This window comes from Rhodanobacter sp. A1T4 (assembly GCF_014207185.1).
Taxonomy (GTDB): Bacteria; Pseudomonadota; Gammaproteobacteria; order Xanthomonadales; family Rhodanobacteraceae; genus Rhodanobacter.
Genome location: NZ_JACHCP010000005.1, coordinates 302909 through 325675, shown reverse-complemented (window position 1 = coordinate 325675; position 22767 = coordinate 302909). Strand labels below are relative to the sequence as shown.

22 protein-coding genes are annotated in these 22767 nt (G+C 60.5%); 14 read left to right on the top strand and 8 right to left on the bottom strand.

What is annotated here, in order from left to right:
• The first annotated feature begins 96 nt into the window (after nt 1-96).
• The 7 genes from recF (at nt 97) to HDE80_RS12250 (ending at nt 7765) form a co-directional block, all read left to right on the top strand.
• On the top strand, nt 97-1176 hold the full coding sequence (recF, locus tag HDE80_RS12280; RefSeq protein WP_184671222.1) for a DNA replication/repair protein RecF: 1080 nt from the start codon (nt 97-99) through the stop codon (nt 1174-1176).
• A 94-nt stretch (nt 1177-1270) separates the two neighbouring features.
• Nucleotides 1271-3706, top strand: a complete 2436-nt coding sequence (gyrB, locus tag HDE80_RS12275) for a DNA topoisomerase (ATP-hydrolyzing) subunit B (RefSeq protein WP_184671220.1) — start codon at nt 1271-1273, stop codon at nt 3704-3706.
• A 213-nt stretch (nt 3707-3919) separates the two neighbouring features.
• A complete protein-coding gene (locus HDE80_RS12270; RefSeq protein ID WP_184671218.1) occupies nt 3920-5215 on the top strand; it encodes a hypothetical protein in 1296 nt (431 codons plus the stop codon).
• 203 nt (nt 5216-5418) lie between these two features.
• Nucleotides 5419-6075 carry an energy transducer TonB gene (locus HDE80_RS12265; protein ID WP_184671216.1) on the top strand — a complete coding sequence of 219 codons (657 nt, stop codon included), beginning with the start codon at nt 5419-5421 and terminating at the stop codon, nt 6073-6075.
• 69 nt (nt 6076-6144) lie between these two features.
• A complete protein-coding gene (locus HDE80_RS12260) occupies nt 6145-6918 on the top strand; it encodes a MotA/TolQ/ExbB proton channel family protein (RefSeq protein WP_184599990.1) in 774 nt (257 codons plus the stop codon).
• A gap of 10 nt (nt 6919-6928) precedes the next feature.
• Nucleotides 6929-7354, top strand: a complete 426-nt coding sequence (locus HDE80_RS12255; RefSeq protein WP_184671214.1) for a biopolymer transporter ExbD — start codon at nt 6929-6931, stop codon at nt 7352-7354.
• A gap of 3 nt (nt 7355-7357) precedes the next feature.
• The gene (locus HDE80_RS12250) at nt 7358-7765 is read left to right on the top strand and encodes a biopolymer transporter ExbD (protein WP_184599992.1); all 408 of its coding nucleotides are present in this window, start codon (nt 7358-7360) and stop codon (nt 7763-7765) included.
• A 97-nt stretch (nt 7766-7862) separates the two neighbouring features.
• Here HDE80_RS12250 and HDE80_RS12245 read toward each other — a convergent pair whose 3' ends face one another.
• From HDE80_RS12245 to HDE80_RS12225, 5 genes are all read right to left on the bottom strand, one after another.
• Nucleotides 7863-8606, bottom strand: coding sequence for a pyridoxine 5'-phosphate synthase (locus HDE80_RS12245; protein ID WP_184671212.1), 744 nt, complete (start codon nt 8604-8606; stop codon nt 7863-7865).
• 94 nt (nt 8607-8700) lie between these two features.
• Entirely contained in the window at nt 8701-9339 is a 639-nt protein-coding gene (locus HDE80_RS12240) for a 4'-phosphopantetheinyl transferase superfamily protein (protein WP_184671210.1), read from the bottom strand.
• A gap of 69 nt (nt 9340-9408) precedes the next feature.
• Nucleotides 9409-11349 (bottom strand): acetate--CoA ligase, encoded by a 1941-nt coding sequence (gene acs, locus HDE80_RS12235; protein ID WP_184671208.1) that lies wholly within the window; start codon nt 11347-11349, stop codon nt 9409-9411.
• Nucleotides 11350-11657: 308 nt separating this feature from the next.
• Nucleotides 11658-12005, bottom strand: coding sequence for a GlsB/YeaQ/YmgE family stress response membrane protein (locus HDE80_RS12230; protein WP_255483720.1), 348 nt, complete (start codon nt 12003-12005; stop codon nt 11658-11660).
• A 99-nt stretch (nt 12006-12104) separates the two neighbouring features.
• On the bottom strand, nt 12105-12332 hold the full coding sequence (locus HDE80_RS12225) for a hypothetical protein (RefSeq protein ID WP_184599996.1): 228 nt from the start codon (nt 12330-12332) through the stop codon (nt 12105-12107).
• Nucleotides 12333-12514: 182 nt separating this feature from the next.
• On the opposite strand from HDE80_RS12225, the gene HDE80_RS12220 reads away from it, so the two are divergent.
• Nucleotides 12515-13633 (top strand): PA0069 family radical SAM protein, encoded by a 1119-nt coding sequence (locus HDE80_RS12220; RefSeq protein WP_184671463.1) that lies wholly within the window; start codon nt 12515-12517, stop codon nt 13631-13633.
• Nucleotides 13634-13643: 10 nt separating this feature from the next.
• Here HDE80_RS12220 and HDE80_RS12215 read toward each other — a convergent pair whose 3' ends face one another.
• The 3 genes from HDE80_RS12215 to HDE80_RS12205 all read right to left on the bottom strand — a co-directional run bounded on the left by HDE80_RS12215 (nt 13644) and on the right by HDE80_RS12205 (nt 17910).
• Complete coding sequence (locus tag HDE80_RS12215; RefSeq protein WP_184671206.1) at nt 13644-15692, bottom strand: S9 family peptidase; 2049 nt, start codon at nt 15690-15692, stop codon at nt 13644-13646.
• A gap of 154 nt (nt 15693-15846) precedes the next feature.
• Nucleotides 15847-16752 (bottom strand): patatin-like phospholipase family protein, encoded by a 906-nt coding sequence (locus HDE80_RS12210; protein WP_184671204.1) that lies wholly within the window; start codon nt 16750-16752, stop codon nt 15847-15849.
• 123 nt (nt 16753-16875) lie between these two features.
• The gene (locus HDE80_RS12205) at nt 16876-17910 is read right to left on the bottom strand and encodes a class 1 fructose-bisphosphatase (protein ID WP_184601046.1); all 1035 of its coding nucleotides are present in this window, start codon (nt 17908-17910) and stop codon (nt 16876-16878) included.
• 177 nt (nt 17911-18087) lie between these two features.
• Here HDE80_RS12205 and HDE80_RS12200 point away from each other — a divergent pair, with 177 nt between their 5' ends.
• The 6 genes from HDE80_RS12200 to HDE80_RS12175 all read left to right on the top strand — a co-directional run bounded on the left by HDE80_RS12200 (nt 18088) and on the right by HDE80_RS12175 (nt 22742).
• Nucleotides 18088-18696 carry a DJ-1/PfpI family protein gene (locus HDE80_RS12200; RefSeq protein WP_184671202.1) on the top strand — a complete coding sequence of 203 codons (609 nt, stop codon included), beginning with the start codon at nt 18088-18090 and terminating at the stop codon, nt 18694-18696.
• Between the two features lie 12 nt (nt 18697-18708).
• On the top strand, nt 18709-18912 hold the full coding sequence (locus HDE80_RS12195) for a hypothetical protein (RefSeq protein ID WP_184671200.1): 204 nt from the start codon (nt 18709-18711) through the stop codon (nt 18910-18912).
• Complete coding sequence (locus tag HDE80_RS12190; RefSeq protein WP_184671198.1) at nt 18909-19313, top strand: GFA family protein; 405 nt, start codon at nt 18909-18911, stop codon at nt 19311-19313. The genes HDE80_RS12195 and HDE80_RS12190 overlap by 4 nt, the downstream gene beginning before the upstream one ends.
• A 346-nt stretch (nt 19314-19659) precedes the next feature.
• Entirely contained in the window at nt 19660-20364 is a 705-nt protein-coding gene (locus HDE80_RS12185; protein WP_184671196.1) for a YafY family protein, read from the top strand.
• Between the two features lie 84 nt (nt 20365-20448).
• Nucleotides 20449-21057 (top strand): ParB/Srx family N-terminal domain-containing protein, encoded by a 609-nt coding sequence (locus HDE80_RS12180; RefSeq protein WP_184600006.1) that lies wholly within the window; start codon nt 20449-20451, stop codon nt 21055-21057.
• Nucleotides 21054-22742: a SulP family inorganic anion transporter gene (locus tag HDE80_RS12175; RefSeq protein ID WP_184671195.1), complete on the top strand. Its 1689-nt coding sequence runs from the start codon at nt 21054-21056 to the stop codon at nt 22740-22742. Before HDE80_RS12180 ends, HDE80_RS12175 begins: the two co-directional genes overlap by 4 nt.
• Nucleotides 22743-22767 lie beyond the last annotated feature (25 nt).

Here is a 22767-nt window from a genome sequence, read left to right as displayed (position 1 = left end):
CCTCTGTTGCATGGTTATCGCTTCGAATTATCGTGAGTTTGAACGCCGGAACTTCCTCAGGAGATTCCGGCGTTTTTACGTGCGCGAGTCTTTCGCATGAGGATTGAGCGGCTTCGTATCAACGGTTTACGCTGCCTGACCGATATCGATCTCGCATTGAATCCGGCGATCAACCTTTTTATCGGTGACAACGGCGCAGGCAAAACCAGCGTTCTTGAAGCGGTGTTTTTGTTGTCCCATGCCAGTTCGTTTCGCAGCGGAGCAAAAGACGCCTTGCTCCAGCGTGGTGCCAGCCAACTATCGGTCTTTGCCGAGTTGCGTCATTCGGATGATCGGCTGGGTCGAATAGGTCTTGGTCGTGGCTCTGCTCGCTGGGAAGCGAAGGTTGACGGTGAAAATGTTGCGCTCGGCCAACTGGTGCGTCAGTGCGCTGTGGTTTGCTTCGAACCGGGATCACACGCACTCATCGCCGGAGCTGCTGAAGAACGAAGGAGGTATCTCGACTGGGGCGTGTTCCACGTGGAACACGACTTTCTTTCCAGTTGGCGACGCTATCAGCGCGCGTTAAAGCAGCGGAACAGCCTTCTTCGGTCAAACACTATCGTCCCTGATGAACTTTTCGAACCTTGGGAGAACGAATTGACTCAGACGGCCGAGCGGATTGATAGCTTCCGACGCGCCTATCTTGATCTATTGCGTCCCAAGCTAGCTTCGAGTGCAGCTGGACTTCTCCCTGAGCTGGGAGGACTGGAGTTGCGCTATCGCAGGGGATGGGCAGAAGACACAGATCTTGGCCGTTTGCTCCAGGAACAACGGGGTAGGGATATCGCCCGCGGACACACAACGGTTGGACCACACCGCGCGGATTGGTCGATCGCTTTTGAGCACGCACCGTTGCGCGAGCATCTCTCGCGCGGACAGGAAAAATTGACCGCTTTAGGCTGCATGCTGGCGCAAGCGCAGCTTCACGCTGACTGTTGCGGTGAGTGGCCCGTGGTCTGCCTGGATGATCTGGCCTCTGAACTAGATCAGGCCCATCAAACGGCAGTCGTCGAGCAGTTGATCGCAGCCGGTGCGCAGGTTCTGCTGACCGGCACTGAAGCACCGCGGGCCTTGAGTGCGATTTCAACCAGCATGTTCCACGTGGAACAGGGCTTGGTCGCGCGCCTGCTATAATCGCAAGGTTGCATCCATCGACAATGCATAACCCTTGCTCGACCCGTCACCGCGCCATCGCGATGGGTCGCTGGCGCCAGGAAACGGTCATCGAATGAACGAAGAATCCACCAACGAACCGACGTACGACTCGAGTAACATCAAGGTACTGAAAGGTCTGGAAGCGGTGCGCAAGCGCCCCGGCATGTACATCGGCGATACCGATGACGGCACCGGCCTGCATCACATGGTGTTCGAAGTGGTGGATAACGCCATCGACGAAGCGTTGGCGGGTTATTGCGACAGAGTCATCGTTACCATCCATGAGGATGAGTCGGTCAGCGTGATCGACAACGGCCGCGGTATCCCAGTGGATACACATCCGGAAGAGGGCCGTTCCACCGCTGAGGTGGTGATGACGGTGCTGCACGCTGGTGGCAAGTTTGATGCGAACTCCTACAAGGTTTCCGGCGGCCTGCACGGCGTTGGCGTCTCGGTGGTCAACGCGTTGAGTGAGCACTTGTGGCTCACCATTTACCGCGGCGACGAGGAATACCAGCAGGAGTACGCCCACGGCGAGCCGCTGTATCCGCTCAAATCGGTCGGTGCATCGAGCAAGCGCGGCACCCTGGTTCGCTTCAAGCCCAGCCCGGCCACGTTCACCAACAATCTCGAGTTTCACTACGATATTCTGGCCAAGCGTCTGCGAGAACTGGCCTTCCTCAACTCCGGCGTCACGATCGAGCTGAAGGACGAGCGCGGCGATGGCCGATCCGACACGTTTGCCTACGAAGGCGGCATCCGCTCCTTCGTGCAACATCTGGCGCAGCTGAAGACCGCGTTGCACTCGAACGTGATCAGCCTGACTGCGGAGCAGGACGGGATCACGGTGGAAGTGGCGATGCAGTGGACCGACTCCTACCAGGAATCGATGTACTGCTTTACCAACAATATTCCGCAGCGCGATGGTGGTACGCATCTCACCGGTTTTCGCGCCGCACTGACCCGTTCGCTGCAAAGCTACATCGAGAAATCCGGTCTGGCGAAAAACGCCAAGGTCACGCCGACCGGCGACGACATGCGCGAAGGCATGATTGCCGTGCTGTCGGTCAAGGTGCCCGATCCTAAGTTCTCCTCGCAGACCAAGGACAAGCTGGTCTCGTCCGAGGTCAAGACGGTGGTGGAGCAGGTCGTCAACGAGAAGCTGGGCGAGTTCCTGCTCGAACATCCGAACGAAGCGAAGGCGATCGCTTCCAAGGTGGTCGATGCTGCCCGCGCCCGTGAAGCCGCCCGCAAGGCACGCGAGATGACCCGCCGCAAGGGCGCGCTGGACATCGCCGGTCTGCCCGGCAAGCTGGCCGACTGCCAGGAGAAGGATCCGGCGCTGTGCGAACTGTTCCTGGTCGAGGGCGATTCGGCCGGCGGCTCGGCCAAGCAGGGCCGCAACCGCAAGACCCAGGCTGTGCTGCCGCTGAAGGGCAAGATCCTGAATGTCGAGAAGGCACGTTTCGACCGCATGCTGGCCTCGGCCGAGGTCGGCACGCTGATCACCGCGCTAGGCACCGGCATCGGCAAGGACGAGTACAACCCGGACAAGCTGCGTTACCACCGCATCATCCTGATGACCGATGCGGACGTCGACGGTTCGCATATCCGCACCCTGCTGCTGACGTTCTTCTATCGCCAGATGCCCGAACTGATCGAGCGCGGTCACATCTACATCGGCCTGCCGCCGCTGTACAAGGTGAAGCAGGGCAAGCAGGAGTTGTACATCAAGGACGACACGGCGCTAAACGATTACCTAATCTCCAGTGCGGTCGACAACGCCGCGCTGACCTACAGCCCGGATGCACCGCCGATCACCGGCGAGGCGCTCGAAAAGCTGCTGCGCAGCTACCAGCAGGCGCTCGACCAGATCGCCAAGTTGTCGCACCGCTTCGACGCTACCGTGCTCAACGCGATGCTCGAGCACACGCCGCTGGAGCCGGCGTTGTGGGCCGATCCGGCAGTTATGCAGACTTGGCTAACGCAGGCCGAACAGCGACTGGCCGCGAGTGGCTTGGGTAAACCGCGCTACAAACTGTCGTTGCGGGCGGCCGTCGGTGAACAGCCTGCCGCCATCGAAGTGGTACGCGAGCAGCATGGACTCAGCCACACCTGGTTTCTGCCGCAGCCGTTCTTCGCCAGCAACGAGTTTCGTCCCATCCTCGCCGTCAGTCAGCAGGTGGCGGCCATGATCCAGGCCGATGCCGTGGTTCGTCGTGGCAACGCGTCGCGCGGCGTGCTCAGCTTTGTCGAAGCCCGCAACTGGCTGCTCGACGAAGCGAAAAAAGGCCGCAGCATCCAGCGATTCAAGGGTCTGGGCGAAATGAATCCGGAGCAGCTGTGGGAAACCACGGTGAACCCGGAAACGCGCCGCATGCTGCAGGTGGGTGTGGAAGATGCCATCGCCGCCGATCAGATGTTCTCGATGCTGATGGGCGAGGCGGTAGAGCCTCGCCGGGATTTTATCGAGGCGAACGCTCTCAAGGTCGCCAATCTGGACGTCTGAGGATCGGTTGAGCGGGTCAAATGTATTCGGCAAATTTGACCCGCTTGCAATCTTCGTAGCGAATATTCGCGTCGAGTGATCGTAAAACCTTCAAGTTTTTGATTTTAATGAATATTTAATGCGGCAGTGCGACTTGTTATACGGTGCCCGCTCGGGTTAATCTCCCTAGTCAACTCGCGGTTTTAAAACGAGCATCGAATGATGAGGATCACCATGAAGCATGTCCACGGATTCACCACACTGGCGAGCGCCGCCCTGATGCTGATGTTGGCGAGCAGCCCGGTGCTGGCGAAAGACAGCCCGTCCAAGGACAAGCCGGAAGTGCAGTATCCCAACGCTACCCGCGTCGCGCCCAAGCTCGACCTGACCAGCGAAAAGGATCAGAAAAACGTCAATGCCGGTCTTGATGCGGTAAGCGCAAATGACAAGGCAAAAGCACTGCAGTATCTGCAGCCCATCGTCGATGGCAGCAAGAGCAAATATGCCCAGGCGCTCGCCTTGCAGGGTCTGGCCACGATCAAGTATCAGGTCGACAACGATCCCAAGGGCGCCATCGCGTTGCTGCAGCAGTCACTGGCCAATGGCGTCATGCCCAACGACACCTATTTCCAGCTGGAATACATGCTGGCGCAGTTCCAGGTCGCCGACGAGGAATACCAGCCCGCGCTGGACACTCTTACCAAGTGGCGCGCCGAGGGCAAAAAGGAAACCGCTAACTCCTACGCACTCGAAGGCAATATTGATTATCGGCTGGGCAAATTCCCCGAAGCCATTACCGCCATCAAGAAAGCGCAATCGTTGACCGACAAACCCGAGGCGAGCTGGAACCAGATTCTCATGGCCAGCTACTCGCAGTCCGGCCAGGGCGATCAAGCCGCGCAGGTTGCGCAACAGCAGCTTGCCGCCAATCCGAACGACCCCAATGCGCTCGACAATGCTGTCGCCGTATTGATGCAGGCGAACAAGAATGACGAAGCCATCCAGGTCATGGAAAAGGCCCGTGCCAGCGGCACGCTGAAAACCGAAGCCAACTACGTCAATCTGGCCAAGCTCTATCTGATCCGCGCCCAGTCCAGCAACACCGACTCGAAGCCCGACGCAAGCAAGTCTGCGCAGGTGCTGGAGGAGGGCATGGGCAAAAGCATCGTCACGCCCAGTGCAGAGAACTACCTGCTCCTCGGCGAAGCCGACGAGCTCTCTGACAACACCAGCGGCGCCGTTGATGCCTATACCAAGGCGCTGCCAACGGCCAAAGACGGCGAGGCCGCCGTTCGCGGCGGACAGATCCTGCTGTCGGAGCAGAAATACAGTCAGGCAAAGTCGATGATCCAGCAAGGCATCGATAAAGGAGTCAAGCAAAAGGGTTCGGCATACATGCTGCTGGCCAATAGCGAGATCGGCCTCAAAGACAAACCCGCTGCCATCGCTGCAATGAAACAGGCTGCTCAGGATCCGCAGACCGCCGACAAGGCAAAGGCGTGGCTGAAAAAGGCTGGCGCGGGTAAATAATATCGAAGGTAAATGCCTCGCAGGCCAGATGGACATCCATTTATCTGCCCTTCAGAGCTATACAAAAGTCATATGCTGTTGTACCGTTGAAAACCTTTCCCTGCGTCTCCCCAGCGGCGAGTTCCGTCCATACACCAGACGGTTTTCAGGCCACGCCCTGCGGCAACGTTTTCTCCCGATTGATCAGCTTCAGACAGTGAAAGATGGCCTCAAGTAACCACGAAAACGAGAACGATGCCTTCAGTTGGAAGCGCACTCTGGCGCTTGCATTCGCGATTGGACTCCACGCATTTGCGTTCTTGCTGATGGTGGCGCCGATGGCCCCCCCGCATCAGGAAAACAAGGAAGCGGAAAAGGTCGTCAAGGTGAATTTCATCGAGCCGCCGCCACCGCCGCCGCCGCCGCCACCGCCGCCGCCGGAGCCGCCAAAGCAGCCGCCGCCGAAAATCATCCAGCAGGTCAAGCCGCCACCGACCCCGCCGCCGCCGACTCCGCCGCCGGCAGTGGATGAGGTATCGCAGAATGCGGTACAGGCACCGCCACCGTCGCCGCCAGCGCCGCCAGCGCCACCGGCAGATATTGCCGCCGGTTCGGATCTCAGCTACGGCAATCGCCCACAGCCGAGTTATCCGCCGCAGGCTGTCCGCCAGCACCACACGGGCACGGTGACCTTGCTGATCCTGGTCGGCCTGGATGGCGTACCGAAGGACGTCAAGGTGGAGAAGTCCAGCGGGTTCCGCGAGCTGGATCGCGCGGCAATGGATGCGGTACAAAAGTGGCGCTTCAATCCGGAGGTCAAGAACGGAAAGAAGGTGGAAGGCTATGCACGCGTTCCAATCAACTTCAACTTGGCCGAGTAATTAATCATCTGTCATCCGACGTCATTGGATTACAGTTACAGTTCACGCTTGACTTCCTAGGGTAGCGTTATGTTCTTACAGACTCCTGCAGCATCCGACGCCGCGCAAGCGGGCGGCACCAGCAACGCCGAAGCCATGAAGCAGATGGGTTTCGACCACCTGATACATCACTTCGACGCCCTCGGCTGGATCGTCTTTGTGACCTTGGTGGTGATGTCCTTCTCCTCTTGGTACTTCATCATCGCCAATGCGATCCGCAATGCGATGGTGAATTCGCGCCGAGACAAAGTGATTGATGGTTTTTGGAATAACGGCTCCACCCAGGACGCGATTCGCGAGCTGGAAGCGCAGCCCAAGGGCGAACCGTTCTCGAAGATTGCATTGGACGCTGCCTCGGCAGTGGCCCATCACCAGCAGTCTTCAACCGGTGCCGGCCGCCTCGCCGAGTCGCTGAGCCGTTCGGAATTCATCGACCGCGCGCTTCGTCAGGCGGTGTCGCGCGAGAGCCTGCGTCTGGAAGGTGGTCTGACCCTGCTGGCAACGGTGGGTTCTTCCGCACCGTTCGTCGGCTTGCTCGGTACCGTCTGGGGCATCTACAACGCTCTTATCGGCATTGCAGCTACCGGCAACGCCTCGATGAGCGCTGTGGCAGGTCCCGTCGGTGAGGCTCTGATCATGACCGCGTTCGGTCTGTTCACCGCCATCCCGGCCGTGCTCGCCTACAACTTCTTCAATCGCTCCAACCGTCTGACGTACGCTCGCTTCGACGAATTCGCGCATGACCTGCACGACTTCTTCGCTACCGGCTCGCGCGTCGAAGGCGCCGCACCGACCCTGAAGTGAGGTCTGACTCATGGCTATGAGCTCAGGTGGTAATTCCGGTGGTCCGATGTCGGAGATCAATGTCACGCCGCTAGTCGACGTGATGTTGGTACTACTGATCATCTTCATGATCACGGCGCCGCTGATGTCGCACACGGTAACGATCGAATTGCCGGTCGCCAACCCGAAGTCCAAGGACGAGCCGGTCAAGACGCCGCCGCTTGATCTCGCGGTCAAGCAGGATGGCAGCTTGTATTTCAACGATCGCCCGATCACGGCGGCTGAGCTGAAGGCGCAGTTCCTGGTGAAGGCTCAGCAGACGCCGCAGCCGGAACTGCAGATCCGTGCCGACAAGTCCACCGAGTTCAAGATCGTGAAAAAGATCATCAGTGACGCAAAAGACTCGGGCATGGTGCACGTCGCATTCTTGACCACCGCTCCATTGAAGGGACAGTGACGTATGGCCTTTACCAGCAATAGCGGCGGCGGCCCGATGGCGGACATCAACGTCACGCCGTTGGTCGACGTGATGCTGGTGCTGCTGATCATTTTCATGATCACGGCACCGGTGCTTTCGCTCAAGATCAAGGTCGATCTGCCGCAGCCGAATCAAAACATCCCTCCACCGACCAATCCGAAGGATCCTATCCATCTCAAGATCGATCAGAGTGGTGCGTTCTACTGGAACGATACGCCGGTGGATGAGTTGGGCTTGAAGGCACAGCTGGCCGTCATCGCCCAGCAGCCGGATCCGGCTGAAATCCAGATCGCGGCAGACGACGCAGCGGCCTATCAGTATGTGGCACGCGTGCTGGCAGATGCGAAGAGCTACAACCTGACCAAGATTGGATTTGCCGATAGCCAGTGATCTGAGAGTTTCTCAAATCGCTTACAAAACAAGCCCCCGCCTCGAGCGGGGGTTTGCTTTTGGTGGACTGAACTTCAGTCACAGCTATTGGCAATGCTCAGCGCAGGATTTGCACATAGTTGCGCACGGTCGAAGCCAGACCTTCATACAGTGCTTCACCGATCAAAGCGTGCCCGATCGATACTTCGGCCAATCCGGGAATCGCTGCCTTGAAGGTGCCTAGATTCGCCTGACTGAGATCGTGTCCTGCATTGACTGCCAATCCTGCCCGTTGTGCCCGGCGGGCGGTGTCCGCGCAGGCGGCCAGGGCTGCCCCGGGCTTTCCTTCGACAAACGCTTGCGCATAGGGACCGGTATAAATTTCGATCCGCTCGACACCAATCACCACGGCCGAATCGAAATTTTCGGTACCGGCATCGACAAACAGGCTGACGCGGCAACCCAGCTCAAGCAGCTCGGCCACCAGCGGACGCAGGCGATCGATATCACGTTCGAGATCAAAACCGTGATCGGAGGTGATCTGACCATCACTATCCGGCACCAGGGTCACCTGGGTCGGCCGTACCTCGCGAGCGAGCGCAATGAGCCCGGGATACTCTCCGCGCGCACCGGCAAACGGATTGCCTTCGATGTTGTATTCCACCCGACCCCGTAGCAACGCGGCCAGCGCGCGCACGTCGTCCGGTCGCACGTGGCGAAGGTCGGGCCGTGGATGCACAGTAATGCCGCCGCAGCCAGACTCAATGCAAGTCTGCGCCGCCTTGCAGATGTCCGGTTCATCGCCGCCGCGCGAATTACGCAGAACTGCGATTTTATTGAGATTGACGCTGAGCAAAGTCATGGCGGCGAAACGATTCCGTCAGTTGGAGATGATGCGCGGGATAGCGATGCCTAGATTAGCCGAGCGACGTGAACGCTGTTGTATCGCTCAAAGCTTATGTCGCAACTATCCAGCTTTGGATCTGTCTTGCTGGGCCACGCCACGCTAGAGCAGCGAAATAGTCGTCGCCGACATCAAGTCGCTGCAGCTGCCAGGCAAGAGCGTCATCACCGTCGAGCCACTGCAGCATGAGTTGTCCATGCACATTCGCCACATGGAGACGATCAAGCCCGAACGCGATACCTCGACCGACGGCCTTCAAGACAGCTTCCTTTGCTGTCCATAATTCGAGAAACGCGACGTTGCGTGTTTCGGCCTGTAGCGCATTCAAAGCGGCCAGTTCGGCCTTGCAGAAATAGTGCTCGGCAATATCCAGCGCGCGCGCGCGATCACGTCGGCGTTCGATATCTATGCCGGGAGTGAGGTGTCTTCCAATCGCGATCAGCGCGTAATCACCGCTGTGTGACCAGTTGAATCCCAATGATGCGTCGTGCGCCGGATCAAGCGCTGGTCGTCCAAACTCGCCATCGACCAGTGCGACATCATCGCTGGATATCCCAAGATATGCGCCCAGCAGCTGTTGTAAAGGGTTGCGCTTCTGCTGTCGTTGATATGACAGGCGAAACACGTGTACTTCGTCATCGCGCAGTCGCTGAGCGATCAGCCCGATGCTCTGCATATCCGTGGATTTCATGCCTGGATCTTACCGCCAGCACAACGAGTGCTGGCATTCTGCAGCAAAGCATCAGGATTCATCGGATGGCTATTTGATAAGTCGCTCATCGACCAGGCTCTTCACGACGCCGGGGTCAGCGAGTGTGGAAATATCGCCCAGCTGGTCGGGTAGATTCTCACCGATCTTGCGCAGAATGCGGCGCATGATTTTACCTGAGCGCGTTTTCGGCAAACCCGGTGCCCACTGGATGTAATCCGGCGTAGCAATGGGTCCAATTTCCTTGCGTACCCATGCCACCAGCTCCTTCCGCAGCTCGTCGCTGCTTTCCACCCCAGACACCAATGTCACGTAAGCGTAGATACCCTGGCCCTTGATATCGTGCGGACAGCCAACTACCGCTGCTTCTGCCACTTTGGGATGGGCGACTAGGGCGCTCTCAACTTCTGCCGTGCCGATGCGATGGCCGCTGACGTTGATCACGTCATCGACGCGTCCGGTGATCCAGTAGTAACCGTCCTCGTCGCGGCGTACGCCATCACCAGTGAAGTAGCTGCCGGGGTAGGCACTGAAATAGGTTTCAATAAAGCGCTGATGGTCACCATAGACCGTGCGCATCTGACCCGGCCACGAGTTGGTAATCAGCAAATTGCCTTCGGTCGCGCCCTGCTGTATTTCACCGTTTGCATCGACGATCGCTGGTTTTATGCCAAAGAACGGTAGCGTGGCCGACCCTGGCTTGGCGTCGATGGCACCGGGTAGCGGCGTGATCAGAATCCCGCCGGTCTCGGTCTGCCACCACGTATCGACGATCGGGCAGCGCTCGTCACCGACCACACGGTAATACCACTCCCATGCCTCCGGATTGATCGGCTCGCCGACTGTGCCGAGCAGGCGTAGCGAAGCGCGTGAGGCCCTCTTCACCGGTGCCTCGCCTTCGCGCATCAGGGCGCGGATCGCGGTAGGTGCTGTATAGAACAGCGTGACCTTGTGCTTGTCCACTACGTCCCAGAAGCGGCTGTAGTCCGGATAGTTTGGTACGCCGTCGAACATCACCGTGGTAGCGCCATTGGCCAGTGGTCCGTAAACCACATAGCTATGGCCGGTGATCCAGCCAACGTCGGCAGTGCACCAGTACACGTCGTCTTCGCGCAGATCAAAAACACTTTCATGCGTGTAACTGGCGTAGACCAGATAACCACCGGTCGTGTGCAGCACGCCCTTCGGTTTGCCAGTTGAGCCGGAGGTGTAGAGGATGAACAGCGGATGCTCTGCTTCGACGGGCTCTGCCGGACATTCAGCCGTCTGGCCATCCATCAGATGGTGATAATAACGATCGCGCGGCGACTGCATCGGCACCGCGGCACCGGTGCGACGCACGACGATAACCGTCTCCACGCTATGGGTACCGGGGCGTTCCAGTGCTGCATCGACATTGGATTTCAGCGCGATCTTCTTGCCTCCGCGTGTGCCTTCATCGGCGGTGATGACCAGCTTGGCGGTGAAGTCGGCAATCCGACCGGCCAGCGAATCCGGTGAAAATCCGCCAAACACCACCGAGTGGATCGCACCGATGCGCGCGCAAGCCAGCATCGCTACGGCTGCTTCTGGAATCATCGGCAGATAAATCGCGACGCGGTCGCCCTTGGCCACGCCAAGATGCTTCAGTGTGTTGGCAAACTTGCATACCTCGGCGTGGAGCTCACGATAGCTGATGCGACGCGACTCATTCGGATCATCGCCTTCGAAGATGATCGCCGTCTTGTCGCCCCGCTCCGCCAGGTGCCGATCGAGACAATTGGTCGTCACGTTGAGCATGCCGTCCTCGTACCAGCGAATGTGCAAGTCTTTCGGATCGAACGAGACGTCGCTGATTTTGGTTGGTGCCTTGCTCCAGTCCAGCCGCTGCCCAACACCTGCCCAGAAGCCGTCCGGATCTTCGATCGATTCGGCGTACTGCCGCGTGTAATCCGCTTTGCTGATGCGTGCCTTGGCAGCGAATTCGGGCTTGACAGGATAAAGCTTGGACATGGTGAGCCTCGCGCAGAGCCGGTGAAAAACCGCACCAGCAGGAAATCATCATGGCGCATCGCGCCACAGCCAGTGGCCGAGTGTAATACCGCAAGTGGGCATGCTGATGACGCGAGGCAAAAGATTCCGCGATCGAAATCACGATGGCCTTTTTTGAGCCTGAAAAAGCAAAACGCAACAATTCACACTGTTGCGTTTTGCGACACATTGTCAATTTTCGCGGATCAATTTCCGTAGATCCATACAGGTCGTTTGAATTAGATCGGCCGCACTAAATCACGCCATACAAATCAGTCGAATGTATTGAATCAAGCGCGCCTGAAAAGACCAATAACCACCAACAAAACAATCGCACCGATCATCGCGTGCAGGATGCTGGTGACAATCGGTCCGATGACAGCAAAGTGAATGCCGAGCTTCGGCAAAAGCCAGCCAGCGAGAAACGCGCCAACGATGCCGACGACAATATTGCCAAGCAGACCAAAGCCGAAACCACGCACGATCAGTCCGGCTAGCCAGCCGGCCATGGCGCCGATAAAGAGAAAAATAAGTAAGCTATATCCGTCCATCGTAAATTCCCAGGTAGACGAGGTGGCAGGCAAGCGGCGCACACCCCAAAGCCGCTGACGAGCAAGCTTCCGTTGCCCGATGTGCATTCACTGTGATGGGGTTTTGGTGGCTAATGACTACCAGGCAACATTCCAAGGCTGATCGCGTCGATACAGCGGAAATGCGCAGGCGCTGCCTGTGCCGGGTCAGTCACGTCCCAACGGGTTCTTGCCTTCGCGTAGCCGCTTCAGATCGTATTCGGACAGGCTTTCGCTGCGCGCGTTGCCGGAAATTCTTGCCTGCGCAAAAGCCAGCGCGGTGGCGAACGCGCCGATGACGCTGATAAACAGCCACCATCCCATGGCGCCGCCAGTGTGACGGGTGAAACACAGCACGACGGCCAACAGCGTAACCATCAGCATCAACCAGCGCATGGCAGACCTCGATCAGGGTAAACACAACGCCAGCGAGAGCTGGACGCGTGCATCATAAACCGGTCGGCAAACGCCTCGCACCTGGCATCATCAGGGCGCTGCGCACGAACATTTTTCCGCCATGGGCGCCGGTGCTGACGGATGTCGCGGTCGTTGAGACATCGCGATGGCACCATCGGTTGATGGACAACGAGCAGCCAACAAACCTTCACGACTCGTCGAAGCCGGAAGGTCGTGCGATCAAGGGGCGCGGGGCGGCATCCAATCCGGAGGGCCGCTTCGAAACCATCCGCCATGACGCAGAAGACGACGGCTGGTCGCACGAGTTGCTCGATGAAACTGCGCCGCGTCCACGTACCGAAGTCACGGAAGAGCGTGCTCGCAGCGTCATCAGCCGCAACGACTCGCCGGATATTCACTTTACCCAGGCGATCAATCCGTATCGCGGCTGCGAACACGGTTGCATCTATTGCTACGCGCGGCCATCGCACAGCTATCTCAATCTCTCGCCCGGGCTGGATTTCGAAACCAAGCTGCGTGCCAAGAGCAATCTTGCCGAGGTGCTGCGCATCGATCTGGCCAAGCGCGGCTATGTCGTCAGCCCGATCAATATCGGCAGCAATACGGATCCCTATCAGCCGATCGAAAAGCGCTGGCAGCTGACGCGCGCCGCACTGCAGGTGCTGGCCGAATGCCATCACCCCTGCACCATCGTCACCAAGAACGCGCTGGTTGAACGCGATCTCGACATCCTGGTGCCGATGGCACGCGAAAACCTGGTGCAGGTCTTTGTCTCGGTCAATTCGCTGGATAATCAGCTGGCTGCCAAGCTTGAGCCGCGCGCCAGCGCACCGCATCGGCGGATCAAGACCATACGCGCGCTCAGCGATGCGGGCGTCCCGGTTGGCGTGCTGGTGGCGCCGATCATCCCTGCGCTCAATGACAAGGACATGGAGGCTGTACTGGCGCAAGCCGCCGAAGCAGGCGCGTGCTGCGCCGGTTACACCACGCTGCGCCTGCCGTATGAGTTGAAAGCGCTGTTTCGCGAATGGCTGGCACTGCACGCCCCGCAGCGCGCCGATCACGTCATGAGTCTGGTGCAGCAGATGAACGCCGGGCGCGATTACGACAGCGACTTCGCTACTCGGATGCGCGGGCAAGGTGTTTTCGCCGATCTGCTGCGTCGTCGTTTCGACATCGCCAGTCGTCGGCACGGCTACGGTCGTGCGCGCGAACTCAAGCTCGATAGCTCCCGCTTCGTGCCGCCAAGAAAACCTTCGCCACAGGGTGACTTGTTTTGAGCGAAGCGACTTATTTCGACGCCGGCAGATATTTCCCGAACCAGGCCAGCGCGCGCTGCAGCACATCACGTTGATGCGCCGGATCGACGAAGTGATGCCCCTCGTTTGGATAAACCACCAGCGAGGTTGTGACGCCTTGCGCGCGCAGCGCATGCCATAACTCGAACGACTGCGGAGCCGGACATTCAGCGTCGCGATCACCGACGACGATCAGCATCGGCGTTTTCAGCTGCTTGATGTAATTGATCGCCGAGCTTTTCGCGTAGACCGCCGGATCGTCGTACACCGACTTGCCGAAGAACGGGATCATCCACTGGTCGATCAGGTTTTCGCCGTAGTAACTCTGCCAGTTGGAAATGCCCGCGCCGGCCACCACCGCACGGAAGCGCTGTGTCTGCGTCGGCGCGAACATGCTCATGAACCCGCCGTAGCTCCAGCCGGTCAGACCAAGCCGCTTGTCATCCACGGGTAGCTTTTTTTCGATGGTGTCGACGCCGACCAGGGTATCGCGCAAGTCGCCGTAGCCGAAGTCCTTGCGATTGGCCTGCACGAAAGCCTCGCCCTGGCCAAAGCTGCCCCGCGGATTCGGCATGAACACGAAATAGCCCAGGGTCGAGAACGGTACACCGCCAAAGCCGACCGCTGGCCAGCGCGGAATCACAACCCCGGATGGACCGCCGTGCACCATCACAATCATCGGATACGACTTGCTCGCATCGTAGCCGGCGGGATAGAGCAACCAACCCTGTACGTGCCGACCTTCGTTATTCCACTCGACCGATTCCGCTTTGCCCCAAGTGGGCTTCAGCGCGGCATTGATGGTGGTCACCGCTTTGGGTGCCGTATTGCCAAGCGCGCCAGCGTGCACTTCCGGCGCATCGGTGTAGGAGCTCTGCACATAGGCCAGCTGCGCGTGATCGTGTGACAGTGACAATGCCATCTCGTCCGTGCCGTCACTGACGCTGGCCGGCACGCTAAACAGCACGTGGTCCTGCGTGGCCCTGTTGCCGTCGATGTGATACTCGGCGATCTCGCTCTCGCCGCCGCGCATCTGCGACACCAGCAGTTGTTGATCGTTGTTCCAGCTCAGCCAAGCCGGTGTGACGTGTATGTCAGGCGTGAGGTTGGTCACGCTGCCGCCGCGAGATGGCACGGCGTAGATGTCGCCACCGGTCGACCCCTGGTCGCTCATCAGTCCACCGATGAAGGCAATCCGCGAGCCGCCTGGCGACCATCGAGGCAGGGCGATCTGCAGCCCGTGCAGGTTGCCGCTGACGCTACCTGGGTCGACCAAGACGGTGGCTTCGGCATTTGCCTGCGCGTTCTGCACATACAGCTTGGCCACCCACCAGTTGTTGTCGCCCGGCGCTGGCGCCGATACATAGGCGATGCGCTGGGCATCCGGCGACCAGCTGAATTCGTAGACGTAGCTGCTCGCGGGCGTAAGCACCTGCAGCGCACCGCCGGTGGCAGCGACGGTAGCGACGCGTTGTATTTCGAGCCCATCCACGCCTATTTCACCGGCCGCGGGTTTGGCGGCATATACCGCGCTTGCCCGGCGGGTCGCGCCCTCCACGTAAAGAAATGCCAGGCGGCTGCCGTCGCTGGACCAGCGCAACGCCTGTGCGTTGCCGTTCAATGCGGTCAGCGCAACAGGCTCGATCTTGCCTTGCGTATCGGCCAATACGATTTGTAACAGGCGCGCCTTGTCGCTGTTCAGCGCGCCATTGCAGTCGGAGATGTAAGCCAGGTGACGCGAGTCCGGTGCCCAGGCGATCTCGTTCTGGCTGCAACTACCAGCCTTCGCCGACGGATCGACAGAGCGCGCGTGACCGCCATCGGCATCAGCAATCTGGATGCCCGGTTTGTGATCGTTCTCGACGACCCAGGCAAGCTGCCGTCCGTCCGGTGACAGTTGTGCAGCCTGGATCGGCTTGACCTTGCCGAGCTGGGTCAGCAGGCTCTCGATGCGGGGATCGATGGCGGACGTGCCGGCAAGCACCGCCGGTGTGGCGGCGACAAGGGCGAGCAGGGCAGCGGCGCGCAAACGGTAAGTCATGGTGGATCCTTCAAGCACAAGCACTCACGCTAGCAGTGGACCGGGCGCGCACCAAGTGACGAAAGTCCCGATCAACGCGGTCCTCCAGCCATCGTCGTTTGCACGATCTTCGGCATCGCTGCGCCCAGCAGCACTGGAACTGCGATGAGGGCCTCTATGGAGTGGCAGGTGCCAACATCAGGCTTGCCCGTCGGGCCGCAATCGCGGCCTTGATCGCAGGCATGGCTGCCAGCGCCGCCCGTTCACCTTCGAGAATCGCCTGATTTTTCTGCTCGAAATCGGTAGCGCCGATACCCGTGATGTTGGGTCGGATGACGAAGTCAGCGCGGGCCAGCTCCTGCTTTCCCAACTGATGTCCCATGATGGTGATTGACTGGCCGACGATATTCACCATGCCTAGCGGATTACTGCCGCTGGGTGTAGACGAGATGTCCACGGCGATCACGAAATCCGCGCCAAGCTGGCGCGCCGCGTCCACCGGCACCGGACTGACCACGCCGCCGTCGACGTAATGCTTGTCACCGATCAATACCGGTTCAAACACGCCCGGGATGCTGCTGGACGCGCGCACGGCTTGGCCGGTATTGCCGCGGATGAACACCGTGCGCTCGCCGGTTTCCAGCTGCGTGGCTACCGCGGCAAATGGCAGTTTCAGATCCTGGATCGCCCGGTGGTTCACCGCCGTGTTGATGTAATCCTGCAGCTTCTGCCCCTGTACCAGGCCGCCGGAGAAAATGCGTACGTCACGGATTTTCGCTTCGTCCAGCGCAAACGCCTGCTCCTGCAGTTGGAACGGATCCATGCCGGCCGCGTACAGCGACCCCACCACGCTGCCGGCACTGGTGCCGGACACCACGTCAGGATGGATGCCGCTGGCCTCCAGCATCTTGATCACGCCGATATGCGCGAAGCCCTTCGCCGCGCCACCGCCGAGGGCGAGGCCGATCTTCAACTTCATCGGTGTTGCAACGACTGCCGCTGGTGCTGGCTTGGTCTGGCTAAAGCAGGCGGTCAATGCCAGCGTGGTGAGCAATAGCAATAGCTGACGGTGGAAGGGCATGAGTGGGGTGTACGAATTAGGGGAGAAGAGGAATGTTGACGTCTGCAAGTGGCGAAGCAGGGGCGGTCATCGGTGCGCCCATTTGCGTCGTCGTTTGCAGGCAGATGACGACGCAAGCCTGGGTCAGCCCTGCGCGCCGTCGGCGACCAGGTGATAGTGCGTGGCTACCTCGACTTCTTTCTTCGAGCCCAGGAATACCGGCACGCGCTGATGCAGCCCGGTCGGTTGCAGTTCCATGATGCGCTCGCGCCCGGTGGTGGCCGCGCCGCCGGCTTGCTCGATGATGAAGGCCATCGGGTTGGCCTCGTACATCAGCCGCAGTTTGCCCCCCTGCTTGAGTATCTTCGCGTCCAGCGGGTAATAGAACACGCCGCCGCGGGTCACGATGCGGTGCACGTCGGCCACCATCGAGGCGACCCAGCGCATGTTGAAATCTTTGCCGCGCGGACCGGTGGTGCCGGCCAGCAGCTCGCCGATATAGCGCTGCATTGGCGGCTGCCAGTGGCGCTGGTTCGACATGTTGATGGCGAACTCGGTGGCTTCTTCGGGAATGCGGATGCCGCGACGGCTGAGCATGAAGCTGCCGACCTCGCGTTCCAGCGTGAATTCGTGCGTGCCGTGACCAAACGTGAGCACCAGCGTGGTCGCCGGGCCGTACACCACGTAGCCAGCGGCTAACTGCTCCGTGCCGGGCTGAAGGAAGTGCTCCGCCTTCGGTTCGACGACATCATCCGGGCAGCGCAGCACCGAGAAGATCGTGCCGACCGAAATGTTGACGTCGATGTTGGAGCTGCCGTCCAGCGGATCGAACAACAACAGGTGGTTGCCCTTCGGATAGCCGTCCGGGATCTGCTGCGGGTCTTCCATCTCTTCGGACGCACAGGCCGCGAGATGACCGCCCCAGGCGTTGGCTTCGAGCAGGATCTCGTTGGAGATCACGTCGAGCTTTTTCTGCGCTTCACCTTGCACGTTGATGCTCGCGGCGTCGCCATCGCCTGCAGCCATGCCCAGTACGCCACCCAGCGCGCCCTTGTTGGTGGCCACCGCGATGCGTTTGCAGGCGCGCGCGACCACTTCGATCAGCAGTGAAAGCTCGGCGTTGATGTGGCCGGCGCGGCGTTCCTCGATCAGGAACTGGATCAGCGAGACGGGTTTCATCGAGCTTGGTTTCATGTGTGAGCCATCGCGAAGGAAGCCTGCATTGTCCCGGCTCCGGCTGAACCGCGCTAGCCATGCCCGCAGCACGGCTCGAACGACCATGCCATTGCCCGACTACTGACAGCACGGTGGCAGCAGGGAAGGGCCAAGCTGCACGTCCACAAGGGAGGAAACGACATGCGCGATACCGTCTATTTTCTGACGTTCGAAGGCTTTGCCGACTGGCAGGCAGCACTGGCGCTATGCGAGATTCGTCGTCCGGGTGATTGGCAGGTGCAGACGGCCGGATTCTCGGTGGCCGCCGTGGTGTCGATGGGCGGCCTCACGGTGCAGCCCGACGTCTCGCTGGCGCAGATCGACCTTGCTCGTGCGGCGATGCTGATCGTACCGGGCGGCCATCTCTGGCTGCGCGGCGAGGGTGACGAAGCAGTCAAGCTCATTCGTGATGTGCATGCCGCGGGCGCACCGATCGCCGGCATTGACAGCGGTGTGCTGGCGCTGGCCCGCGCCGGCCTGCTCGACCATTGTTGTCATACCGGTAACTGGCCGGGGCAGATCGCCAGCCAGGTAAAGGCTTATTCGGGTGAAGGGCAATACGACGCTTCGGTTCTGGCGGTGAGCGATGGCGGTGTGATTACCGCCAGCCACCTCGGTAGCGTGGAGTTTGCGCACGAGATCATCCATACGCTGGATCTCTACAACGCTAGCGATCGCGAACACTGGTACCGCCTGTTCAAACATGCCCAGCTGCCGCCGTGGTACGTCGGTGAAGCCGTGGCGGCATAAGGGAGGATGACGATGAATCCGCTAATCAATCGTGTGCTGGCTGCGTATCGGCCGCTGTATCTACGTGGCCTGCTGATGGACGGACAGTACAAGTGGCCGTCCGTCGACGCGCAGGATGATCCCCTCAGACCGGCACGTCAGACACGTCCGCGTCTGCTGCTTGCCGCACTGACAGGGCTGCGCCACATCGTTCCATCTCAGAGGAGCAAACCATGATCAAGAACTATCAGGGAAGCTGTCATTGCGGGGCGATCCGCTACGAGGCGGACATCGATCTCGCTACGGGCACGGGGCGCTGCAATTGTTCCATTTGCCGCAAGACACGGGCGTGGAACGTGATCGTGAAGCCCGATGCCTTCCGGCTGCTGAGCGGAGAGGACGCCTTGTCCGACTATCAGTTCGGCTCGAACAGCATGCATCATCTGTTCTGTCGGCACTGTGGCGTCCGGTCCTTCGGTCGTGGCCACCTGGAAGTGCTCGGTGGTGATTTTTTCAGCGTGAATCTTGCCTGCCTTGATGGTGTTGAGCCGCAAGAACTGATCGACGCGCCGTTGCGCTTTGCCGATGGGCGGCACGACAACTGGGGGGCGTCGCCAGCAGAAACGCGACATCTCTAGACCACTGAATCGAATACCGTTATCTGGCCAGGAGCCAGCCTATGAGCCATCCACAGATCGTCTTCTTTCACGTGTCCAACAGTCGTTCAGGCGGTACGCGTGCGCTATGGTGCCGGAGCTGTCGGTGACCGGTGTCTGCATCGATCGCGTGCTCGCGCGCTCGGCGATGCAACACGTAGCGGCCAGCGATACCGCACTGGTCGCTGCGCAGCAAGGCTGAGCGGGTTGCGAGCATGCATCATGTCGTTTTTCATCGTGACGAGATTGCCTCGTGCGGAGCCAATTTTCGCGCCGTGCATGACGCATGGCGGTGGCAGCGCCTGCCAGCGTCGGCGATGATGGCCCCATGCGCCGCGCCGACCGCCTGTTCCTCATCATCCACGCCCTGCGCGGTCGCCGCACCGCGCTGCAGGCGCGTCAGCTTGCACAGACCCTGGGTGTTTCGCTACGAACGGTTTATCGCGACGTGGCCGACCTGCAACTGTCCGGCGTGCCGATCGAGGGCGAAGCCGGGGTCGGCTATGTGCTGCGCAAGGGCTCGGATATTCCGCCGCTGATGTTCAGTGCCGACGAGCTCGAAGCCCTGGTGGTCGGCACGCGTTTTGTCCGGGCGTTTGCTGGCGTGCGGCTGGCCGAGAGCGCGAAGACCGCATTGCTGAAGATCGAGGCCGTGTTGCCGCCGGATCTGCGCGAACGTGCGGCGCATACGCGGATTTTCGCGCCGGTATGGCGTGATCAGCATCAGTCCGATTTTGCGGCAATGATCGATCGCCTGCATGCGGCCATCGTTGCGAACCATGTGCTGCGGCTGGACTATCGCGACGAGAGCGGACGCAGCAGTGCGCGCGAGATCGAGCCGTTATGCCTGTCGTTCTGGGGTGGTGCGTGGACGCTGGGTGCGTGGTGCCGGCTGCGGCAGGACTTTCGAAACTTTCGCCCGGATCGCATCGACATCTGCGAATCGACCGGCGAAATCTGCGTGGAATCGGCCGAGCGCAACCTGGCCAGTTATCTGCGTGCCGTCGGCGGCAGCATGATGGATCACAGCTAGGCCCCGTCGCCTTGGTCAGCGACCGTGCACCATCGCGCGATGACGAGTACGCTGGCGCGCACGCAACCACGAGGACGCCATGCCATGCAACCCCATCATCCACAGCTGCAGGTGGCTCCGGCCGACCTGCGACCGACCCAGCTCACCGTCGGCTATGCCGAGGTGGCCGCGAAGCGCGCCGGATGGGAGCAAATCAGCAAGAAAAAGCGCAAGGAGCTTTTGAGCCGGCACTGGTTTCCCGGCGTGCTGGGTCCTGGCGGCAAGGTCTATATCGTCGATCATCATCATCTCGGGCTGGCGCTGATCGAGGAAAAAGTCGATAGCGTTCCGGTGCTGGTGCAACGGGACTTCTCCTGGCTGGAGCCGGAGGTGTTCTGGCGCACGATGGAGTTCAACCGCTGGGCGCATCCCTACGATGCACACGGTCATCGCGCCGATTACGATGCTTTTCCGGCCAAGCTCACCGATCTCACCGATGATCCTTACCGCACGCTGTCGGCACGAGTGCGCGAGGCGGGCGGTTATGCCAAGGACGCCACGCCATACGCCGAGTTTCTGTGGGCCGACTTTCTGCGCCCGCGGATCAAGCTCAAGAACAAGCAGCCGGGCGGGCGGGCGCTGAAACAGGCACTGGCGCTCGCGCACACCCACGAGACGGCGTACCTGCCTGGCTGGAGCGGTTTGATCGCATGAACCAAGTCGCCGCGGCAGAGCCATCGTCATCGCGATCGGCCGATCTGCTGGCCGGCCTGTCGATTGCGGGGCTGCTGTTGCCCGAAGCGGTGGCGTATTCCAGCATCGCCGGTTTGCCGCCGCAGGCCGGCGTCATCGCGCTGTTCGCCGGCCTGGTCTGTTATGGCGTCATCGGGCGCAGTCGCTATGCGATCGTGTCGGCCACATCGTCATCAGCCGCGGTGCTGGCCGCGGCGAGCGTGGCGGTCAGCGGCGGTGATCCGTCGTTGCGCGCAGCGTTTGCCGCGTTGCTGGTGCTGATGACCGGCGCATGCTTTCTGCTGGCCGGCGCTGCACGGCTGGGCGGTATTTCCAACCTGATCGCCAAGCCTGTGCTGCGCGGTTATGCCTTCGGTCTGGCGCTGGTGATCGCAGTGAAGCAGTGGCCCAACCTGGTCGGTCTGGCGGCAAAGCAGTCGAGTTTCGTGCCGCTGGTCGGTGAGCTGCTTCAGCGCGTGCACGAATGGCATGGTGCCAGCCTTGGCTGCGGCATCGCTGCGTTGCTGTTGCTGTTTCTGCTGGAACGCCTGCGCCGCTTGCCGGGTACCTTGCTGGTGATCGTCGCGGGCATTGCCGGTTCCGGCTGGCTGGCCGCGCACGGTGTGGTGCTGACCGGTGTGATCCATCTTGCTCTGAGCTGGGCCGCGCCGGCTTTACCCGATCGCGCACAGTGGTTACCGGATCTGGAGCTGGCTGCGGCGCTGATGCTGATTCTGTATGCGGAGTCCTACAGTTCGATCCGCAGCTTCGCACTGAAGCACGGTGAGCCGGTGGCTGCCAATCGCGACCTGACCGCGTTGGGCGTCGCCAATGTCGTGTCCGGTTTGTTCCACGGCATGCCGGTCGGTGCCGGCTACTCCGGCAGCTCGGCCAATGAAGCAGCAGGTGCGCAGTCGCGGCTGGCCGGTTTGACCGCGGCGGCTACGGTGCTGGTTCTGGTACTGACCTGCCTGCAGTGGATCGAGCGCATCCCGGTACCGGTGCTGGCGGCGATCGTAATCCACGCGGTGAGCAAGTCGCTGCGCCTGGGTGTATTCGCGCCGTACCTGAAGTGGCGGCGCGACCGGCTGGTGGCGCTGGCCGCGGTGCTGGCGGTAATCGCGTTGGGTGTGCTGAATGGCTTGCTGGTAGCGATCGGTTTCAGTCTGGCGATGCTTCTGCGCACGCTGGCCACGCCGCGGCTGAGCGTGCTGGGCCGTCTGTCCGATAGCCATGACTTCGTCGATATCGCGCAGCATCCGCAGGCGCTGCCGCCGAGCGGCATCATGATTTTGCGGCCGGAAGAGCCGCTGTTTTTCGCCAACGCCGAACCGATGCTGGCCCTAGCGCGGCAGCGCGTGCTTATGCAAGCCGATCCGCGGCCGCCGCTCGCCACACAAAGTTCGGTGTCGTGCGTCGTCCTCAGTCTGGAGGAATCGCCCGACCTCGACAGTAGCGCGCTGGAGGCGCTGGCCGATTTTGCCGATTGGCTGCACGCACGAAATATTGAGTTGCGGGTAGCGCGACTGAAGGATGCCGTGCGTCAATTGCTGTTGATCGCGGCGCTGCCCCAGTTGCCGCCGCCGACACTGGATTACTGGAGCGTGGAAGATGCCGCCAGCGGTATCGAAACGCCGTCAATGGTTATGGCTGGCATTAAACGTTGAAGGAGCAGATTGAGTGAAGGTAGAC

What these genes read in the sequence shown, in the direction of transcription:
- recF (WP_184671222.1), top strand. Translation starts at nt 97, where the DNA reads ATGAGGATTGAGCGGCTTCGTATCAACGGTTTACGCTGCCTGACCGAT.
- HDE80_RS12270 (WP_184671218.1), top strand. Translation starts at nt 3,920, where the DNA reads ATGAAGCATGTCCACGGATTCACCACACTGGCGAGCGCCGCCCTGATG.
- HDE80_RS12260 (WP_184599990.1), top strand. Translation starts at nt 6,145, where the DNA reads ATGTTCTTACAGACTCCTGCAGCATCCGACGCCGCGCAAGCGGGCGGC.
- HDE80_RS12250 (WP_184599992.1), top strand. Translation starts at nt 7,358, where the DNA reads ATGGCCTTTACCAGCAATAGCGGCGGCGGCCCGATGGCGGACATCAAC.
- HDE80_RS12200 (WP_184671202.1), top strand. Translation starts at nt 18,088, where the DNA reads ATGCGCGATACCGTCTATTTTCTGACGTTCGAAGGCTTTGCCGACTGG.
- HDE80_RS12220 (WP_184671463.1), top strand. Translation starts at nt 12,515, where the DNA reads ATGGACAACGAGCAGCCAACAAACCTTCACGACTCGTCGAAGCCGGAA.
- HDE80_RS12245 (WP_184671212.1), bottom strand. Translation starts at nt 8,606, where the DNA reads ATGACTTTGCTCAGCGTCAATCTCAATAAAATCGCAGTTCTGCGTAAT.
- HDE80_RS12205 (WP_184601046.1), bottom strand. Translation starts at nt 17,910, where the DNA reads ATGAAACCCGTCTCGCTGATCCAGTTCCTGATCGAGGAACGCCGCGCC.
- HDE80_RS12230 (WP_255483720.1), bottom strand. Translation starts at nt 12,005, where the DNA reads ATGCACATCGGGCAACGGAAGCTTGCTCGTCAGCGGCTTTGGGGTGTG.
- HDE80_RS12225 (WP_184599996.1), bottom strand. Translation starts at nt 12,332, where the DNA reads ATGCGCTGGTTGATGCTGATGGTTACGCTGTTGGCCGTCGTGCTGTGT.
- HDE80_RS12175 (WP_184671195.1), top strand. Translation starts at nt 21,054, where the DNA reads ATGAACCAAGTCGCCGCGGCAGAGCCATCGTCATCGCGATCGGCCGAT.
- HDE80_RS12180 (WP_184600006.1), top strand. Translation starts at nt 20,449, where the DNA reads ATGCAACCCCATCATCCACAGCTGCAGGTGGCTCCGGCCGACCTGCGA.
- HDE80_RS12210 (WP_184671204.1), bottom strand. Translation starts at nt 16,752, where the DNA reads ATGCCCTTCCACCGTCAGCTATTGCTATTGCTCACCACGCTGGCATTG.
- HDE80_RS12255 (WP_184671214.1), top strand. Translation starts at nt 6,929, where the DNA reads ATGGCTATGAGCTCAGGTGGTAATTCCGGTGGTCCGATGTCGGAGATC.
- HDE80_RS12195 (WP_184671200.1), top strand. Translation starts at nt 18,709, where the DNA reads ATGAATCCGCTAATCAATCGTGTGCTGGCTGCGTATCGGCCGCTGTAT.
- gyrB (WP_184671220.1), top strand. Translation starts at nt 1,271, where the DNA reads ATGAACGAAGAATCCACCAACGAACCGACGTACGACTCGAGTAACATC.
- HDE80_RS12240 (WP_184671210.1), bottom strand. Translation starts at nt 9,339, where the DNA reads ATGAAATCCACGGATATGCAGAGCATCGGGCTGATCGCTCAGCGACTG.
- acs (WP_184671208.1), bottom strand. Translation starts at nt 11,349, where the DNA reads ATGTCCAAGCTTTATCCTGTCAAGCCCGAATTCGCTGCCAAGGCACGC.
- HDE80_RS12185 (WP_184671196.1), top strand. Translation starts at nt 19,660, where the DNA reads ATGCGCCGCGCCGACCGCCTGTTCCTCATCATCCACGCCCTGCGCGGT.
- HDE80_RS12215 (WP_184671206.1), bottom strand. Translation starts at nt 15,692, where the DNA reads ATGACTTACCGTTTGCGCGCCGCTGCCCTGCTCGCCCTTGTCGCCGCC.
- HDE80_RS12190 (WP_184671198.1), top strand. Translation starts at nt 18,909, where the DNA reads ATGATCAAGAACTATCAGGGAAGCTGTCATTGCGGGGCGATCCGCTAC.
- HDE80_RS12265 (WP_184671216.1), top strand. Translation starts at nt 5,419, where the DNA reads ATGGCCTCAAGTAACCACGAAAACGAGAACGATGCCTTCAGTTGGAAG.